The 19,875-nt window shown below is 39.8% G+C and carries 14 protein-coding genes; 2 read left to right on the top strand and 12 right to left on the bottom strand.

Annotated elements, in window-relative coordinates; translation table 11 throughout:
* Positions 1 to 124: 124 nt before the first annotated feature.
* The 3 genes from PL9214_RS18720 to PL9214_RS18705 form a co-directional block, all read right to left on the bottom strand.
* The gene (locus tag PL9214_RS18720; RefSeq protein ID WP_186440404.1) at positions 125 to 523 is read right to left on the bottom strand and encodes a four helix bundle protein; all 399 of its coding nucleotides are present in this window, start codon (positions 521 to 523) and stop codon (positions 125 to 127) included.
* A 221-nt stretch (positions 524 to 744) separates the two neighbouring features.
* Positions 745 to 3,189 (bottom strand): response regulator, encoded by a 2,445-nt coding sequence (locus tag PL9214_RS31395; RefSeq protein ID WP_072720286.1) that lies wholly within the window; start codon positions 3,187 to 3,189, stop codon positions 745 to 747.
* A gap of 506 nt (positions 3,190 to 3,695) precedes the next feature.
* Positions 3,696 to 4,907 carry an RNA-guided endonuclease InsQ/TnpB family protein gene (locus PL9214_RS18705; protein WP_072720284.1) on the bottom strand — a complete coding sequence of 404 codons (1,212 nt, stop codon included), beginning with the start codon at positions 4,905 to 4,907 and terminating at the stop codon, positions 3,696 to 3,698.
* A 168-nt stretch (positions 4,908 to 5,075) separates the two neighbouring features.
* On the opposite strand from PL9214_RS18705, the gene PL9214_RS18700 reads away from it, so the two are divergent.
* Positions 5,076 to 5,630, top strand: a complete 555-nt coding sequence (locus PL9214_RS18700) for a DUF2062 domain-containing protein (protein WP_083580079.1) — start codon at positions 5,076 to 5,078, stop codon at positions 5,628 to 5,630.
* Positions 5,631 to 5,731: 101 nt separating this feature from the next.
* A complete protein-coding gene (locus tag PL9214_RS18695; RefSeq protein WP_072720282.1) occupies positions 5,732 to 6,514 on the top strand; it encodes an SDR family NAD(P)-dependent oxidoreductase in 783 nt (260 codons plus the stop codon).
* Between the two features lie 231 nt (positions 6,515 to 6,745).
* Here PL9214_RS18695 and PL9214_RS18690 read toward each other — a convergent pair whose 3' ends face one another.
* From PL9214_RS18690 to PL9214_RS18650, 9 genes are all read right to left on the bottom strand, one after another.
* Positions 6,746 to 7,120 carry a response regulator gene (locus PL9214_RS18690; protein ID WP_072720281.1) on the bottom strand — a complete coding sequence of 125 codons (375 nt, stop codon included), beginning with the start codon at positions 7,118 to 7,120 and terminating at the stop codon, positions 6,746 to 6,748.
* Entirely contained in the window at positions 7,098 to 11,696 is a 4,599-nt protein-coding gene (locus PL9214_RS18685; RefSeq protein ID WP_139295108.1) for a PAS domain S-box protein, read from the bottom strand. Before PL9214_RS18685 ends, PL9214_RS18690 begins: the two co-directional genes overlap by 23 nt.
* 180 nt (positions 11,697 to 11,876) lie before the next feature.
* On the bottom strand, positions 11,877 to 14,465 hold the full coding sequence (locus PL9214_RS18680) for an N-6 DNA methylase (protein ID WP_072720279.1): 2,589 nt from the start codon (positions 14,463 to 14,465) through the stop codon (positions 11,877 to 11,879).
* A gap of 218 nt (positions 14,466 to 14,683) precedes the next feature.
* On the bottom strand, positions 14,684 to 15,745 hold the full coding sequence (argC, locus tag PL9214_RS18675; protein WP_072720278.1) for an N-acetyl-gamma-glutamyl-phosphate reductase: 1,062 nt from the start codon (positions 15,743 to 15,745) through the stop codon (positions 14,684 to 14,686).
* A gap of 132 nt (positions 15,746 to 15,877) precedes the next feature.
* Positions 15,878 to 17,071 (bottom strand): glycosyltransferase, encoded by a 1,194-nt coding sequence (locus PL9214_RS18670; RefSeq protein ID WP_072720277.1) that lies wholly within the window; start codon positions 17,069 to 17,071, stop codon positions 15,878 to 15,880.
* 48 nt (positions 17,072 to 17,119) lie between these two features.
* Complete coding sequence (locus PL9214_RS18665) at positions 17,120 to 17,716, bottom strand: fasciclin domain-containing protein (protein WP_072720276.1); 597 nt, start codon at positions 17,714 to 17,716, stop codon at positions 17,120 to 17,122.
* Between the two features lie 27 nt (positions 17,717 to 17,743).
* Positions 17,744 to 18,304, bottom strand: a complete 561-nt coding sequence (locus PL9214_RS18660; protein ID WP_072720275.1) for a fasciclin domain-containing protein — start codon at positions 18,302 to 18,304, stop codon at positions 17,744 to 17,746.
* Positions 18,305 to 18,422: 118 nt separating this feature from the next.
* Positions 18,423 to 19,226: an MBL fold metallo-hydrolase gene (locus tag PL9214_RS18655; RefSeq protein WP_072720274.1), complete on the bottom strand. Its 804-nt coding sequence runs from the start codon at positions 19,224 to 19,226 to the stop codon at positions 18,423 to 18,425.
* A 59-nt stretch (positions 19,227 to 19,285) separates the two neighbouring features.
* The gene (locus PL9214_RS18650) at positions 19,286 to 19,873 is read right to left on the bottom strand and encodes an anthranilate synthase component II (RefSeq protein ID WP_072720273.1); all 588 of its coding nucleotides are present in this window, start codon (positions 19,871 to 19,873) and stop codon (positions 19,286 to 19,288) included.
* Positions 19,874 to 19,875: the final 2 nt, after the last annotated feature.

The following is a 19,875-nucleotide window of genomic DNA, read 5'->3' as shown; positions in this document are numbered from 1 at the left end:
ATCAGTTATCAGTTATCAGTTATCAGTTATCAGTTATCAGTTGACAGTTATCAGTTGACAGTTATCAGTTGACAGTTATCAGTTATCAGTTGACAGTTGACAGTTGACAGTTGACAGTTATCAATTATCCATTATCAATTATCGGTTGACAGTTTTTAGTGATCCTAGTATTTTTAAGGATGGCAAAAAGAATTTTTCCGACTTCATCAGCATCTTGATAGATACTGTTAAAAGCTTGTTCATCTAAATAGCTTGTGTCTTTTAATAAAGAAAGCCAGTATTTAGTTTCCAGACATTCTTTATATGCAATAGACATTTTGGCAGAAAAATCTGCTGGAGATATTGCACCATTAGCTTCAGCAATATTCGCTCCAATTGATGTACCACTTCTAATTAACTGCTTAGACAAAACCCACTCCTGCTTATTTTGAGTTAGATATTTATAAGCATTAACAACCCGAATCGCAAATTTATAAGCTTTATCATAAACCAAACTTTTTTGACACAATCCTTCATCACTCATCAATACCTCCTCTTATTAACTAATGATTCATTCCCCAACATCCAATTGATTAAGACTAACCCCCAACTGAGTACAGACGCGACATGGCGCGCCTCAACTGTCAACTGTCAACTGTCAACTGTCAACTGATAACTGGTACAGACGCGCCATGGCACGTCTCTACTGATAACTGATAACTGATAACTGATAACTGATAACTGATAACTGATAACTGATAACTGTCAACTGATTACTATTCGACTTCTGCCTTGGGCTTTAGCTTGGTAAAGGGCTGTATCCGCAGCTTGGTAAAGGGTTTGTATGTCTTTGCCATCATCAGGAAACTGAGCAATTCCGCCACTAAAGGTGACTTGAAAGGGAATTCCATTCTTAGCCCAGAATTGGTGCTGGCTGAAAACCTCAAAAATCTCCTGTAATCGATGAATTCCAGTGGATTTCATTATCCCATATATCCCTATTACAAATTCCTCGCCCCCCCAACGTCCTACCACGTCTTCTTGTCTTAAGGATTGTTGTAAAAGTTTGCCCAAATAACTTAAAACCTGATCTCCGATATCGTGTCCATATTGATCATTGATGCGTTTGAAATGATCTAAGTCCAACATTACTAGACTGAAGGGTTGTTGTTGTCGTTGGGCTAAATGGAGTAACGAAGTTAGGTCTTGTAACGCTTTTCGCCGGAGACTGACTCCCGTTAACTCATCCAATTCCGTCATTTTCCAGCGTTGTCGCTGTTGTAGTCGAATTTCAATCCGAGTCAGCAATTCTTGGGGGCCAATGGGTTTCGATAAAACATCATCAGCCCCGGCGGTAAAACTGCGTTGAATGGTTTCAGGGTCAGTATAACCGGATAAAACCAAAATAGGTAATCGGTTCCAGCGTGGATCACGGCGAATAATTTCACACAAATCCCAACCCGTGACACTGGGGGAGGGTATGGGATCTGTCAGTTTCAAGGCGCAGATGTTGGATAATTCCAAATCCAGAATTAACAAATCAGGAGCCGTTTGTTCTAAGATTTCCCAAAATTTTTCGGCTTGATTCAGCAAGATGACCTGATAACCTGCGTCTTCTAATACACTTTCTAAAGCTTCTAGTAAAATTAGATTGTCATCAACGACTAAAATCCGAGTCGATAGGGAATTTTTTTGCTCTAAAACTTGGGATACCGCCTGCATGATTTGATTGGGAGTTAAGGGTTTTTGCAAGAAGCAGGGACTTCCCAACCGCGCCGCCTGAATTCGCTTCATCCAGGCGGGTTCTGCCGTTAACATTACCACTGAAATATTGGGATATTGATGTCGTACCGTTGCTAGAAAATCTAATCCCGTTTCTGTAGAATTCGGGAAGTTGAGATCCAAGATTATGCTATCAAATTGATACCGAGTCAACAGTTGTTGGGCTTGGTGCAGATCCGTGGCAATATGGGATTCATAGCCCCAATTCACGGCTTCAATGGCAATAATTTGAGCCAGGGGAAAATCATCATCTACAAGTAACAATGTGCTGCGAATCGGGGTTTTAGATTGAGGTTGAGGTTGGGGATCACTTTTGTGTTGGATGTGTTGATTAGTCTGTTCAATCGCGTTCCGTAATCTGGTTGTTAAGGTTTGGAGTTGGTCGGCTTCTGCTAATCCCAAGGGTTCTCCCGATTTCAAAATCTGCTGAATTTGGCGGGATAAATCCGAGGCTGACATTAATCCAAAACACCCTAATGATCCGATTAACGTATGAATTTCTCGTTCTGCATGGTGTTGTTGTTCGGGGGTTAATCGTCCTTCATATAAGGCTGCGATCGCCTGTTGAACAATGGATAAGCGATCGCAGTAAAGGGGTTGGGACTCCTGCCATACGGGCCACAATTCAGGTAGCATTTCTGAAGTTAGGAAAGACGGATCTAATTGTTGAGGAAATTCCTTCAAAACTTCCGGTTTTTTTTGTGATTTTTGGGCTTTATTTGGGGTTTGATTCTGTTTTTCTAATCTTAATCGATAGCCTAATTTATACAGGGTTTCTATAATATCTTTAGACCCCTGCTCTTTGAGTTTTTTTCGTAATCCTTTAATATGCGCTCGAACTGTTCCTTCACTGGGAAATTCATCGGATTTCCACAGACAATCTAATAAGCGACTGACACTAAAAATCTGATGGGGATTTCGCAGAAAAAGCTGTAATAATTCATATTCTTTTGCGGTTAATATGATCGGTTGATCTTGATAGGTTACTTGACAACTATTAGGATTCATACACAATTCCCCCCAAGTTAATTGGGGTGAGCGACTGTCTGGATGTCGTCGCAATAAGGCCCTCATTCGAGCTAAAAATTCTTGTAAATCAAACGGTTTAACAATATAATCATCTGCTCCTGCATCCAAACCCATGACTTTATTGGTGACTGTATCCAAAGCGGTCATCAGCAGTATAGGTGTATCAGAATTCCGGCTTGAGGGGGAGGAGGAATTTACTCGAAGTTGTTGACAAAACTGTAAACCATCTAATTGAGGTAAACCTATATCGAGTAAAATTAAGTCGTAGGTAAAGGTTTCTGCAAAGTTCCATCCGATCAATCCATCTCTGGCTAAATCGACCTGATAATGATGCTGCACTAAGAGAGTTTCCAATAGTTTAGCTAAATTGGGATCATCTTCTACACACAGAATTTTCACATTTTTATTCCTTGTGGATGTTATGCGGGATGATTCAATTTTACGCACTATTGCCTACCTCTCAATCAAGCATTATAAAGGAGGTCGGTCAGTGTAACAAAGATAGAACCAGAGAAGGTTGACTAGGGAGAGAAGTCTCTTTGCGGGATAAAATGCTGAGGGGCGGATTTTTAAGCTCGAATACAGGCATTTCTTCCCAACAATGACGGCAGAACCAATAGACTTGATGGTTGCGGGTATGACGAAGCATTGATTCAGAGCAGCAGGGACAAGTATTCATAGGAGGATTAAGAAATTTTATTCAAAGTAAAGTATTATTAAGAGTGAACTGGGACTAAAAAGTTATTCCCGGTATCCAATTCTAATGTAGACTCAACTTGTGAAAATTTTGTGAATATTCTATTTTTATTTTGTTTTTTCTATTTCTGATTGATTATTCTCTATTCCTGTTCTCACTTTCATAAAAACAACCCATTGATAGAGGTTGAGAAAACCCGGTGAACTACCTACACCGACCCGACTAGGGCGGTGTAGGCTTCCGAATTCACAGACCAATGCCCCTTACTTTTACAAGCAGGTGGTCTTACACAGCCTCCATCGGCAAAGACGAGGTTCCCTCCGCCTTCAGTTAATATTCTGATCCCTTCATTCCTGATGTTGAGTGCCGCGTTTTCGTCACGGTCATGATGAGTATGACAATTAGGACAATCCCATTCTCTGATATCCAGAGATAATCCATCTAGGACATGACCACAACTCGAACAGGTTTTGGAGCTAGGGAAAAAGCGATCAATTTCTACAAGTTCACCGTTGCTTTGTTTCAACTTGTAATCAATAAAGTTGACAAATTTTCCCCAACCCACATCAGATATTGCTTTTGATAACTTCCGGTTCTTAACCATTCCCTTGACGTTGAGGTTTTCAACGACAATCACTTGACTTTCGTTTACCAACTTTCTTGATAATTTATGCAAGAAATCTTGGCGGGAGTTGGTTATCTTTTCGTGAACCTTAGCTACAATTTTTCTAAACTTCTCTCTCGATTTACTACCTTTAGTTTTTCGGGAGAGTTTTTTCTGTTTCCGGGCTAGATTTTTCTGATGACGATATAAATGTTTGGGGTTAGCGTATTTAGTTGCATTTTCTCCATTATGAGTAATTGCGAAATCTTTTAACCCTAGATCAATCCCAATAATATTATCTCCCGACTGTTTAACGTCAGTTCCTTCGACTTCACATAAAATTGAAGCAAAATATTTATCAGTCGAAGTTTTGGAGATTGTTACTGTTTTAATCTTTCCCGTAACTTCTCGATGAAATATCGCTTTGATCTCACCAATTTTGGGAACTTTTAGGTATTCACCATTAACAGTAACACTTTGGGGATACTGAATTGATTGCTTGTGATGTTTGGATTTGAAATTAGGAAATTTAGCTCGTCCCTCAAAAAAGTTTTTGTAGGCTCTATCTAAATTTATAGCTACACATTGAAGAACTGATGAGTAGCAATTCTCTTTGAGCCAAGGATATTCTTTTTTAAGTTGAGGGAGCATTCCTTTATAAGATGCTAATTTTAGGCTTTTACCAGTTTCTTGATAGTGCTGAATACAGGCATTTAAGGCAAAATTCCAATACCATCTTGCACAGCCAAACGATTTAGCTAATGCCAACTCCTGTTCAGGTGTTGGATAGAGCCTTACTTTTGTTGCCTTTAGCACTTTGAATCACCTCCTTTTTTATTATATTATATTTTATAATAACCAATTATTGAACATTCTAGTCCCTGACCGCAATTCATCCCACGCTGCCCTAACGGGTCAGACGTGGGGCACTCGTTGCGGAAGAAGCTAAAATTAAGATGAATCAAGAAGTAGGAGGACAATGGGATGCGACCGTTGCTGGAGATGCACCGACAACGCCAAATAATGGCTGCATCTCGACCCAAACCCGTTCAGAAGTTATGGCGTCAGTGGAGGAAATATTTTTATCGTCGTTTTATCCACCGTCAAGGTAAACCTGAATATTTAGCTAGAGGTTTAGCTGTTGGGGTGTTTACGGGTTGGTTTCCGTTTTTTGGCTTACAAATCATTTTAGGGGTGGCTTTAGCAACCCTTCTGCGGGGCTATAAATTGTTGGCGGTGGTTGGAACTTGGGTGAGTAACCCCATTACTTCTATTCCTATTTATTGGTTTAATTTTCATATCGGTCAATGGTTATTAGGTTTTCCTACCCTTTCTTTAGAAGAAGAACAATCTTTATCTTTTGATAATATTCTTAACTTAGGCACAGATTTTATCATCGCTTTATTGGTTGGATCTTTCACGGTTGCCTTAATTTGTGCAATTATTAGTTATTGGGGAAGTTTATATTTTATTCACCGTTTGCATCAAAAACAATTTTATCGACGGTATCGAAAAATGCACTCATCTGATTACAATTGATTCTGGGTTATTAATTTCTGATATAAAGCTAGTAATCTTAACAAAATATCAAAAATACGTTACAATAATGGATTAGAAAGTTATTCTAGGATTGAGAATTAATGAAGACTGCGTTAATTACAGGAGCGTCTGTTGGAATTGGGGCGGCGTTTGCAAAGGAACTGGCATCTCGCAAAATGGATGTGGTTTTGGTAGCTCGTTCTCAAGATAAATTAGAAAAACTAGCTGAACACTTTCAGACTCAATATAATATTAAAGTTCATGTCATTCCTCAAGATTTAACTCAACCGGGTGCAGCAAAAGCAGTTTATGATGCCATCTCTCAAGCGGGATTAACTGTTGATTTACTGATTAATAATGCTGGGTTTGGAGATTATGGTGCGTTTGTTGATAGACCCTTAGAAAAACAAGTTCAAATGATTCAGTTGAATATTTTAGCTTTAGTTGAACTGACTCATTTATTCTTAACCGATATGAAAAAACGAGGTTCAGGTGCAATTGTTAATGTGGCTTCTATTGCGGGTTATCAACCTTTACCTTATTCTTCCGTTTACTCTGGAACAAAAGCCTTTGTTTTGACGTTTACAGAAGCCTTATGGGCAGAAAATAAAGACTCTGGGGTGAGAATTTTAGTGGTGTGTCCTGGCCCTACAGAATCTAACTTTTTTGTAGAAGCAGAATTTCCCCAAACCTTTGCAGGTGCCGGACAAAATTATGCAACGGCGGAGGAAGTAGTTGAAGAGACGTTACAAGCGTTAGAAAAAGAGTTTTCAACTTTAGTAACGGGGGGATTAAGTAATCAATTTATTGTGAATTTACCTCGATTTTTTCCTAGGGATACGATTGTTAGTATTGTAGAAAAACAGTTTAAACCTAAGAAATAATCTTGTTGTAGGGCTAAAGCCCTCCGATCTTGGGGTTAAAGCCCTACAACGATTTATGCGGATAAGTGCCACCGGGTAAGATTTTAACCAGGGGAGAATTGCGATAAAACACTTTCCAAAAGTCCTTCCCTATAGGAAGTAAGTANAACTGATAACTGTCAACTGATAACTGATAACTGATAACTGATAACTGATAACTGATAACTGATAACTGATAACTGATAACTGATTTTACTCTTTCCAATGCAACAGCAAGCGCATCTGTTGAACTAAATCAGGAGCCGTGAAGGGTTTAGTAATGACTCCAGCAATAGGAAGTTCACTCAATTGTTGTTTTTCGTGAATCTGAGCTTTTGCCGTTAATAAAATAACGGGAATCGATGCAATAATTGAAGTTTCCTGTATTTTTTTAAAGGTCGTAATACCATCCATTTCTGGCATCATCACATCTAATAGAATAACATCAGGACGTTCTACTAACGCTCGATCAATGCCTTGCTGACCGGATGTTTCCATCAACACCTCCCATCCAGCAATCGCTTTTAAGGAAATCTGGACAATTTGACCGATCGCCCGATCATCATCAATAATAAGAACTCGCTTCATAATTAATAGGAATTGTAAAATAAAATGTGCTGCCGACTTGGAGACGACTTTCCACCCAAATTTGTCCCCCATGCTGTTGAATAATACTCCGACAAATAGCTAATCCTAAACCAGTTCCCCCTTTTTCACGCGAATCAGAACTGTCAACTTGGTGGAAGCGTTCAAAAATACTCTCCAGGTTTTCTTTCGGAATTCCCCGTCCTTGATCTCGAATTGCAAATAACAAAAAGTCAGAGGTTAGGGGCGGATAAATTTTGTTGGAGGTTGAAGCTTGATGTGCATTGATAGTGGGTTGTTCATCATCTGAAGAAGATTGATAAAGATGCACTGAAAGATGAATTACAGAGTGATTAGGAGAGAATTTAATGGCATTACTCAGCAGATTAATCAAAACTTGTAATAATCGATCTGGATCAGCATCAATCTCAAAAGGTTGAATCTGACTTTCAAGGACAATCCCACCTTGATTGGCTAACTCCTGCATTTGAGCAATCGCGGTATTGATTAAAATCGTAACATCACAGGGGCGAATTGCCAGACGAATTTTACCCGATTCCAAACGCTCTAAATCTAAAATATCATTCACCAAACGTACCAACCGATTAACCCCGGTCATAGCAATATCCAGGGTAATTTGTCCTTCAGGAGACTGCGGTGCAATAATATTGCTATGAAGTAAACTCAAACCCGCCTGCATAGCAGTTAGTGGCGTGCGTAACTCATGACTGACCATAGAAATAAATTCAGCCTTCATGCGTTCGAGTTGATAGCGTTCTGTAATATCTTCTCCAATACTGAGAGTACCAATAGGCTGACCCTCAACATTTTGTAATAAAGTATTATTCCAGGCGATTATGCGTTCCTCTCCTGATTGGGTGAGAATAGAATTTTGATAATAGGGATGGAAATCAACCGTCATAATGTCTTGGAACATCTTGTTAACTTCTAATCTTTGATGGGGGGGAATAAAGTGATCAAACCACATTTTTCCTAAGACTTCCGCTTCCGAATATCCGGTTAATTTCAGGAAAAAAGGATTGATATATTCAACCTGACCCTCTTCATTTAAAGCTACAACAATTAACTGCACATTATCGAGAAGAGATTGCCAACGTCGGTTGGATTCGCGTAGGGTTGCTTCTGTTTGTTTTTGCTGTGTAATATTACGAATAATAGTAGAAATAAATTGAACTTGATTCGTCCCAAATGTATGAGCCAGGATCACTTGAGAAACCGGAATTTCCGCTCCATCCGATTTCAAAATAGCCGTTTCTCCCATCCAAACCCCTTCTCGAATCGCAGTCGGAATTCCCTGATCTCTAAGAATAGAAAAAGCCCAGGGCGGGTGCACATCAGGAATCAAAAGTTGATCAATTGGTGTGTGTTCTGGAAAGCCAAACATTCGACGACCTGACAAGTTAAGGTATTCTACCCCCAGTGTATTAACCGAAGCCGTTGCGATAATATCGGACGTTACTTCTAAAATATCAATCAGTTTTTCTCGCTCGATTTCAATTCGTTTGCGATCGCTAATTTCTATAATAATATTCCCAATTGCCTTTTGATTTTGAGTGTTCCCTGGAATCGGAAAATAGGACACTAACCAATAGTGCATCACGTTGGGTTCTTGGGGTAAAGTGATCGCAATTTCTCTATTAGATATAGCTTCTCCCGTTTCCAATACCTGTTGTAATAAAGGTAGAATTGAGGGAGCTAGATGGGGTAAAAGTTCGCTGACTGAATGATTAAGATGGGCTTCAATGGAATAACCATTCATATCAGCAAAGGCTTGATTGACTTGCACAAAGCGGAACTGATGATCTCGAATTCCTAAGCCAATATTAGCAACGGAAGCCGCATCAAAGAAACTCTGTAACAGTTGTTCCTGTTTTTTTAATTTTTTCTCTATGATTTCTCTGGTTATCAGTTCTTTTTGCAGACGATTATTGATTTTAGTTAATATTTTTGTGCGTTGTTTAACCTTTTCTTCTAGTTCTGTATTCAGATTGTGTAGGGCAATTTCTGCTCGTTTACGCTCGGTAATTTCTAAGGTGATGCCTAAAATATGGCTCGGTTGACCGTTGGCATCTATCAGCAAATATCCTCTTCCCAACATCCAATGGAGACTCCCATCTAGCCCATAAATCCGATATTCAACAGTGTAAATATCGTGGTTTTCAAGGGTATTTTGGAGGCTGTGTTCAATCTGGGGAAGATCATCAGGATGGAGTAAATTTTTCCAGGCTTCAAAGTCAGAAACTCGACTGTCTAAAGGCAGTCCCCATAATATTAATTGATTGTCACTACAAGTTAATTGATGACTTTGCAAATCCCAATCCCAGCACCCAATCTCGGTTAACTCTAGGGTCATGCGAAGCCGTTGTTCACTGATTTTGAGGCTTTTTTCTAATTGTTTGCGTTGCGTAATATCTTCAGAAAAAATAATAATTCCAGAAATTTCACCTTGGCTATTAGACCAAGGGCGGACTTCCCAGCGAACCCATTGTTGAGTTCCATCAGAACGCACCAGCAAATCTTCATCGGATTTTTCTATACTTCCGGCTAGACAGCGCCGATGGACTTGTTTCCAACGTTCAGGAATTTCAGGAAAAATTTCATAATGCGATCGCCCTAAAATGGATTCAATCGACTCTAGTTGATAATCCTCTACCCAGCGTTGACTAGCCATAACATAATGCAGATTTTCATCCAGCATGGCAATTCCCGCCGGAGCATAACTAACAAACAGGCGCAGGGTTTCTTCCCGTTCTTTCAGGTCAATTTCTATTTGTTTACGGGGGGTAATATCCTTGATCACCCCTAACATTCGAGTCGGTTGATCTCGGAGAATCTGACCCGCACCCCAAATCCAATGCAAGCTCCCATCAGGCCAAATAATTCGATATTCTGCTGAGTAAAATTCTTGAGTTTGGATTGACTGTTGCAAGAGTGCTTCTACTGTTTCGAGATCATCAGGAGGGAGGGATTTTCGCCAGGTTGCATAGTCGGAGACCACCGTTTCAGGATCTAATCCCAATAGGCGGAAGTGATTGTCATTCCACACAATGTCCTGAGTTTGCAAATTCCAATCCCAGCAGCCAATTCCCGTTAAATCTAGGGCTAAATTTAACCGTTCTTCATTAATTTGCAACTGGGTTTCCAGGTGTTTCCGTTCTGTGAGATCAAGTGCACAACCAGCCACCATCACCACATGACCCTGTTGATCACACAAGGCCTTTCCCTTCGCCAAAATCCAGCGTACTGTACCATCGGGCCAAATAATTCGATACTCGGCGTTATAGGGTTGTTGATGGGCGATCACTTGTCCGATTTTTGCAGTGATCAGAGGGCGATCTTCGGGATGGATACGTTGGATAATCGAGTTAAAGGTTACGGTTCCAGGGGTGATGGGAAAGCCAAACATTGCCTTAAACCGATCAGACACCGTAGATGTTTGGGCTGCTACATCCAGACACCAGGTTCCTAAATCGGCCGATTCTACTGCCGTTTTTAACTGTTCTTGACTGTGTTGTAATGCGATTTCTGCCTGTTTTCGGTCTAATAATTCCTGTTGTAGTTCTTGGAGTAAGGTTGCTTGCTGAATGGCAATACTCACTTGAGTGGCTAATTCCTGCATTAAGTTAACTTCATTGGCTGTCCAAAATCGAGGAGCGGTACAATGATGGGCAATTAATAACCCCCAAAGATGATCTCGCAACAGCAGGGGAACGATGAGGTTACTGCGGATGTGCAACTGTTCGAGAAATTCTCGATGACAGTCACTGATGTCAGGATCGGTATAAATATCTTGGATCACTCTGGTTCGTCCCTGTTCGTAGGGTGTGACCCAGGTGTAGGGAAAGTGTTCTTCTGGCATCACCGCCCCTAGAAGGGATAAGGTTGGATCACAAACCGATTCCTGTAGGATGATACCTGTGCGATCAGGTTGAAATTGATAGACAATCACGCGATCGCTTTGTAGAATCTGTCTAATTTCTGTAACGGTTGTTTGCAGAATTTCGGCTAAATTCAGGGACTGACGAATCGATAAAGCTGTTTTAGCAATCAATTGTTGGCGTTGTTGTTGCCATTGTTGTTCCTGTAAGAGTTGAGTTTTTTGAACTAAATGAGTCACGGCTCGATTTAAACTATCCGCAGTAATCTGGCTTTTATCTAAATAATCTTGAGCACCTTGTTTGAAGAATTCAACGGCAATTTCTGTATTTCCCTGTCCTGTAATAACCAGAGCCGGACATTGATGATTTTCCCAATATGTCCGAAATTGGATTAAAAATTCTAACCCGTCCATATGGGGTAAACTATAATCTAATAGCAGAATATCGGGCTGATTTTGTTGACACCAAATTAAAGCTTCTTCCCCTAAATTAAAGTTAATAAACTGATAATTATACTCCTGATTTTGTCTAAGGAACCGTTGATAAATATTGCCATCAATTTCACTATCTTCTACACATAGAACTTGCAGGGATTTACCATTTCCCCCAGAACTCAAGTAATTTACCAACAATGAAGGTTTAGACGGGCTCTGTTCTATTACCTGTGTTAGGGTTGCCACCTGCGCCCGTAGCACCTCTAACTCCGCGATTAATTGTGCTTTCGTCTTCAGATGATCCANTCACTAGCCTTCACTCCGCCTAAAGGCGGGTATTCTACATCCCACGCTTGAAAGACGTGGGCTTTGAATACGGTTATTGTAAACTTTTTCGATTTGTATTAAATCATTCAATGGCGACAGCTACGAATCCCCTTGCTGATTGTCAGAAAGTTGAGCGAACAAGTCAATAACACTACTTTGCATCTCAATTTGGGATGCTTCAAGCTCCTCACGCAGCATGATGGTTCTTCTTGTCTTCTCCACAACACTATTTAATGCGGCTTCATCAGTTGGTATAGCGATAATAATGTTTGCAATATGATGTGGTTCAAGGTGCTGTTGGACTGAGCCGTATTCATTCAAAATCATTTGATCAAGGGCTAGTTTAGATTGTAAGAAAGCATAAGCATAAAGTCGAAATGTCTCATCTGGAATTCTGACTCGTATCAAGTCATCAGACACAATTAACCCATTCAAACGATTAGTAATATATGCCACACGACCTATAGAACCAGATCGTGTAATGAGAATATCACCGCGATAAACACGAACCGCTCTTAACGCTGAAAGTTGACTTTTAGATGCTTTTGATAAATCTAGTAATTTAACGCTATCTCCTTTTTCTTGTAAAACAGCAGATGGTGTGAAGTAGGGTTCAATTTGATCGCCAGGAGTCTCAACAATTAGGCTCTCTGTTCTTAATCGTGGGCCTTTGAATATCTTAACGCCAGCGCAAATCTGCCCTAAAGTTGCGATCGCCCAATTATCAGAACCATCAAGAGATTCAAGTGCGCGTATTGTTGCATTTAGGTCTGGAAGATATGCTTGAGGGTTGATTCTGAGATCGCCATTAATATCAGACACATTGATTGAAAAACGATACTCAGATGGTTGGAGATTGTTTTGAAGAAATCGATAATAATCATCTAAAATTTCATCTAAATCGTGATCAAGAATTTCTGAATCAGAACCACTGTCTTCTTTTTTGAAGATTGGAATTCCCTCACTATCATGCCCAACCTTTTTGGAGATTGCCATAAAGATAGGATAATCATCTGGCGGGTTTTCTTTGGGTCGGTTCTTTTGAAAAAACACTAAACAAGTTCTAACACCCGTATGAGGCTGAAAAGTGTTTTTGTGACAGTTAACTACACCTAAAAGTCTGGCATCACGAAAGAGAATTTGTCTGGCTGGAAAGTATGTTTGGGTATCAAGAAAGCTCTTTGGCATAACGATCCCCACTTTGCCACCAGGCGCAACCCATTGCAAGCAACGCTCGAAAAATAACATTTCAGGTGGTACTCCATCATCAAGCTCAGAAGTTGCTTGATATTTGCCATCACGCATAGTCCATTTAAGACCACAGTTAAAGTTATCTAATATTTTTTTGTCTGAAATGCGTCCTTCACCAACACCCGCAAAAGGTGGATTAGTAAGAATAATTGTAGGTTTGCCCTGTCCTGCTAGAGCGCGGACGTGTTCGTTCAAATTATCAATAGACCCAAGACTATCACCTTGAGTCATACCAGTATGTCCATCTCCGTTGAGGATCATGGCAGTTTTAGCAATCTTCACAAGCCGTTTGCTAATTTCTACCATAAAAAGACGAGTTCTATGTCTATCTAATTGTCTTTGTTTTGCAATATCTGTTGCATTTGAGGAAAGAATTTTGCGCCGAACATAGCGCATTACTCCTGTAAGAAATCCACCAGAGCCTCCAGCAGGATCAAGAATATTATCCTCATAAGTCGGAGCTAATATTCCAACCATGAAATCAATAACGAGGCGATTGGTGAAAAATTGTCCTCTTTGACGTTTTAAGTAGGTTGCTGTGTACTGTTCGTAAGCATAACCCATGATGTCCCAGTCGTCTGACTCCAAAAGGTTGCTTAAGAGACGATAATTTTGAAGCTCAACTACAACATCAGCAATAGCGCGTCTACCAACAGTAACCCTTTCATACTCTCCAAATACATCAGGATTATCGGTAACTACTTTTGCAAACAAAATCTGAACTCGCTGTTCTACTTGAGCTTGTCCTTCAGGCGTAGCATATTCTTCAGGTGTACAGTAAAAGGTTGTAAACTCATCAGATGATTCCTCATCTTTTGCTTTCGCAAGAATTAGGCGAACCATATCCATAGTGAGGTCTTCTTCCTCACCATCTACACCGCGTCCATGAAGTTTGTTGTGACATCTACGAAGCAAACCTTTAATATCTTTTGGACGTTTTAAGTCTTCTTTCCTTCTACGTCCTAGAGCATCCCAAGCCTCCCCCTTCCTGGGAATTCCTATCCAAGGAATTAATTCATTTCTGGGAGTGCTTAAGCGACGGTAATATTTAACATCACCATTAAACCAAACACCACCATTGGCACTTGTATTGAATATGTAGGAGACAAGTTGGTTATAGCCTGAAGTTTCATTCGGTGCTTTGCACTCAACAATAATTTCGATTCTGCCTTGATCACGTGCGGTACAAGCAGATGCCGTTGAATAAATGACTATATCGGCTCGAACGGGTCTACCTTCTAAATCCTTTAATTCTTTTGAGCCATAGTAAACGGGTACTTCTCTAGCTAAATGAGTCTTCGGATACTGATACTCGAAGTGAAGAACTCTTAAATATTGTTGGCGGACAAATTCTTCTGGTTTTGCTTCTAAAACATCACCAGTCAAAAAGTCAATAATCTTACCTTCGGGGTTCAGAGGAATTTCAAACAGATCCATTGGTATCTCTCTGTACTGCAACAGCTAATAGTACACTATACAAATGATTTAGCTTCTTACGCACTCGTGCCTCACGCCTGAACCCGTTTGCGTAGCGTGCCGTAGGCATAGGGTCAGCGTGGGATGAATTTACGATTGTTAGTATTGTGGAAAAACAGTTTAAATCTAAGAAATAATTCCTTTGTAGAGACGTGCTATGGCACGTCTCTACATAAGATTTAAGGATAGAAACACAATTGCGGTAAACCTAATGTTTCTTCCCAACCCATCATAATATTCATACACTGCACCCCTTGTCCGGCTTGACCTTTAATTAAGTTATCAATAGCCGACATCACAATCACTCGTCCCGTGCGTTGATCAACTTCAATTCCTAAATAACAAAGGTTTGTTCCGCAAGCCCATTTTGTTTGAGGATAAGTACCTCCAGGTAAAATTTTCACCAAGGGAGAATTGCGATAAAACGCTTTGTAAATCGTAATTAAATCTTCTCGAACTAACCCCGGATCTCGTAAAGTTGCATAAACCGTTGCTAAAATTCCCCGTACCATTGGCATTAAATGGGGAGTAAATTGAACTAAAATATCATGTCCGGCTAACTCACTACAAATCTCTTCAATTTCTGGGGTATGACGATGATGACCCCCCACACTATAAGCGCCAATTGAACTATCAGCTTCTGCTAATAACATATTAACTTTAGCTTGTCTACCGCCTCCAGAAGTGCCTGATTTAGCATCAATAATGGCGGTATCAGGAACCACTAATCCCTGTTTTAATAAGGGTGCAATCGCTAATAAACTCGCAGTTACATAACAACCCGCACAACCGACTAATTGAGCCGTAGAAAGGCGATCGCGATAGAGTTCAGGTAAGCCATAAACCGCCGTTGCTGCGATCGCTTGATCCTGACGCTCTCCCCCATACCATTTTTTATAAATGTCTAAATTAGAAAATCGATAATCTGCCGATAAATCTAATACTTTGCAGCCTTTTTCAAGCAATTGTGGAGCCATTTGATAAGCTAAACCATTGGGGAGAGATAGAAAGACAATTTGACATTTAGAGGCAATTTTATCAATATCAATGGGTTCTATCACTAAATCCACGCATTCATTCAAATGGGGATAGAGACTGCAAAAGGGTTTTCCAGCACTACTATCACCCCCCAAATAGGCAATATTTACCAGGGGATGATCCTGCAATAAGCGAACCAATTGTACCCCACCATAACCTGATGCTCCCACAATCCCCACAGGAATCCGTTTTGCATTACTCATATTACCTAACTCCTAGTAAAATCATATAATCCGTTCGACAATCCTTCGACAAGGCTCAGGACAAGCTTTTGCTGCATGATAGCGGATTCTGGAAAAATTTGGAAAAATCTTTTGAAATTTCTCTGGGATATCTCACAGTCGAAAACCCATTTCCGCTAGTCCCATCCGTAAGCGTTCAGCTTCTGGAGAGTTGTTTTGTTCGTGTAATTCAATGGCGGCTTTAAACATCATAAAACTATCGCTGAGTTGACCAATTTGGAGTAATAAAACCCCTAAATTTTGGAAGGTTTCGGCAGAATTGGGATTCAGTTCAATGGCTTTTTGATAAGCTGTGATCGCTTCTCGATAAGCTCCCATTGCTCTTAAGGTCATGCCTAAATTATAATGAGCGATCGCTAAAGTCGGATCAATTTCAATGGCGGTTTGATACGCTATTTTAGCAGATTCTAGTTCTTCTTCTTGTTTAAAAATATTCCCTAAATTGTTATAAGCTCCTAGCTTCAATTGAGGTAAAATATTGATCTCAATAGCTTGTTGATAATGGTGTTTTGCTTCTGCGAATTGTTGTTGTTTCCCATAAGCAATTCCTAAATGATAATGCAGTTCATATAAAACCCCTTCTTCTACATCATTGCCTTGAGATAAACCTAATTTTAAGAGTTCAATTCCTCGATTTAATTCACCGATTTCGACATATAAAGCTCCTAATTTACTCGCTGCATAGGCATCATTGGGATGTTCTGTTAAATAACGTTCCATTGATGATTTTGCGGCTTGCCATTTGTTCCGTTTAGTAATAGTTTCAGCTTGATATCCATCATGTAAAATCGCTACTGTCGGTAAAGTTCCAATTTTCCATTGAGGTTTTTGGTGAATTAATTCAGTAATACTATCATCCACCATTGCATGATAGGGACGAGAAAAACAAATTTGCGGGTGATTTCTAAATAATCGAGAGACTAAAGAATAGGGAGATTGACTCGCACCGATTTCTTGTCGAATTAAGTTAATCACAATTAAATCACGGTTTTGCATCATTTGATGGAGGTGTTCTCCCATTCCCGGTGCTAATCTTTCATCTGCATCTAAGACTAAAATCCATTGTCCCGTTGCATAACTTAAAGCTGCATTTCTGGCTTTAGCAAAATCATCACACCAGTCAAAAAAATGAACACTAGCCCCAAATTGTTGAGCAATTTTTGGGGTTCTATCCGTTGACCCCGTATCTACAATAATAATCTCATCAACAATTCCTTTAACGCTGTTTAAACATTTAGCTAAAGTCTCCTCTTCGTTTTTAACAATCATGCAAAGGCTTAATTTCATAACTGGGAATAAAGTTGTTTTTTAGATGCAATCAAGATTAATTTTACCTTATTCAGGTAATACCATCACTTTATCAATAACATGAATAACCCCATTACTCGCCGGGATATCAGAATCAATCACCCTGGCATCTTCGACTTGAATTTGATTATTATCGGTTCCTACCGTAATAGAATCTCCTTCTAAAGTTGTTACTTCTCCTGCTTTTAAATCCGTTGCGTTGACTTTCCCTGGAATGACATGATATTTTAATAAATCAGTAATTTTACTCAAGTCTTTTGATGTCAGGATAGCTTCTAAAATTTCTTGGGGTAATTTAGCAAAGGCTTCATCCGTTGGGGCGAAAATGGTAAAATCTCCCTTTTTTAGAGCATCTAATAATCCGGTTGTTTTTAAAATTGCAGCTAAAATTGTAAACCGGTCATCGGATAAAATAATACTAGCTAAATCTCCACCCACAGCTTTAATCACTTCTTTAGGAATTGGAAGTTGGGCGATATTTTGGCTGTCAACGAGTTTTGAATTAGGAGATATTTGAGCTTCTGCGGCGACAACGGGGGAAATTGTTCCTAACAGGAGGAAACTCAAAAGGCTAAGAAGTCCGACCCGTTTACCTGGGTTTTGATATTCTGTTAAGTTGTTCATGATTAAATCCTCTTTAAATTGTGTAAATTAGTTGGGTCGAATTACGGTATCAATAACATGAATTACCCCATTAATAGCTGGAACATCGGCTTTAATCACCGTTGCATTATCAATTTTTACCGATGCACCCACTTGTACGTTAATGGTATCTCCTTCTACGGTTTCGATTTCCCCTGATTTAAGGTCAGTTGACAATACTTTTCCCGGAACAACATGATAGGTCAAAATCTTGACTAATTCTGCTTTATTTTCGGGTTTGAGTAAGTTTTCTAAAGTTCCTGGCGGAAGTTCTGAAAATGCTTTATCCGTTGGTGCAAATATTGTAAATGGCCCTTCTGCTTTCAGGATATCGACTAAATCCGCCGCTTGCAAGGCTTGGGTTAAAATTGTAAACTCACCCGCACTCACCACCGTATCCACAATATCCAGTGATGTTGTAGCCGGAATTTGGGCAATATTAACAAACTTTGTTAAGGTGTGATTGTATAGTTGCGCTTCAACGGGCACACTTCCACCGAGTATCACTCCAACAACGCTAAAAAATACCGTTATTTGTTTCAATTTTTGAGTGTGATTTTGAGGATTCATAACAATTAAAGGGGAATTTATCAGTTATCAGTTAGTAGGGGATTCATCAAAATTGTAGTTAATTTTAAAGAACCCGACCTTACTTGTTAACAGCTAAACGTTAACTGTTAAGGAATACCTAACTTTTGGGATTATTATCAAAGTTATAAGTTAAGACATTAATTATAGGGCCTTCTTTCGGTAAATTATCGGCAGTTAATGTCAGGGTATCTGTTTTTTGAATTTGTATGGGTGTTCCCGCCATTACGGTTAAAAAATTATCAATGGGTTCAATATCACAGGTTGTTGCATCGGCTGCTAACGTTCGATAATGGGTGGGAATTACAATTCGCGGATTCAGAAATTCAATGGTTTTTTTGGCTTCTTCCGGGGTATAGGATTTTGCCCCCCCGCCAACCGGAATTAACATTAAATCAGGACGACCAATTAAAATGCGTTCTTCCATTCCTAAAGGGGCTGCTAGTCCTCCTAAATGTAAAATTTTAATCCCGGCTTGTTTCCATAACCAAGCGACATTAACGCCAAATCTGCGCCCTTCAAATCGGTCTTTAATGGTGCGAATCCCTTGAATTTGAGTGCCATTAAATTGATAGACACCGGGTTCATATAATAAAGCGGGATTTCCCGTAAATCCTTCTATCACTCCCTCATCTAAGAGACGGCTACTAATTAAGATTAAATCTGTTTGAAATTGTTGTGGACTGCGATAACCACTGGTGCACCCAATTTGGCGAAAAGGATTGACTAAAACTCTTAATCCTCCCCCTGTAAATAAAAAAGCCGTATGTCCTAACCATTGGACGGTTAAAGTATTTCCAGAAGCAGATTGGGCTGTAGATTTTTGCCATTGAGACGTTAACCCAGTTGCTAACGTTGTTAATAGCGTCGTGGTTGTTAATTGAATTAATTTTCGCCGTTTCATAATATTTGGGTTGACGGAAGCAACGGATTAAAGCCGGGATGACAGTTCCGAGTTAACAATTATATCTGTTCTAGGAAATTTCTTAAGAGTTGTTTTCCAGAACGGGTGAGAACGCTTTCCGGGTGAAATTGTACCCCCTGAATATGGGGATAGTCCCGATGGCGAACCCCCATAATTGTCCCATCTTCCACCCATCCTGTAATTTCTAAAACATCAGGACAAGTCTCTCGTTCAATCACTAAGCTATGATAGCGAGTGGCGGTTAAGGGATTTTCAACATTAGAGAAAACACCGACCCCAGTATGATGAACGGGGGATGTTTTTCCGTGCATTAGTTCCGGTGCAGAAATAATATTCCCCCCGAATACTTGACCAATACTTTGATGGCCTAAACATACGCCTAAAAGGGGTAAAGTTGGCCCTAATTCTCGAATTAATTCTAGGGAAATTCCGGCATCTTCTGGACGACCTGGCCCTGGAGAAATCACCACTGCATCGGGTTTCATCTGACGAATTTCTTCGATAGAAATTTTGTCATTTCTAAAGACTTGAACTTCAGAAGCAATCGGTAATTCTTGACCGAGTTCTCCTAAATATTGAACAATATTGTAAGTAAAACTATCGTAATTATCAATAACAATAATCAAGG

It is taken from the genome of Planktothrix tepida PCC 9214 (assembly GCF_900009145.1).
Lineage (GTDB): Bacteria > Cyanobacteriota > Cyanobacteriia > Cyanobacteriales > Microcoleaceae > Planktothrix > Planktothrix tepida.
The sequence above is the reverse complement of the archived record's forward strand: the minus strand, read 5'-3'. Positions and strand labels throughout refer to the sequence as shown.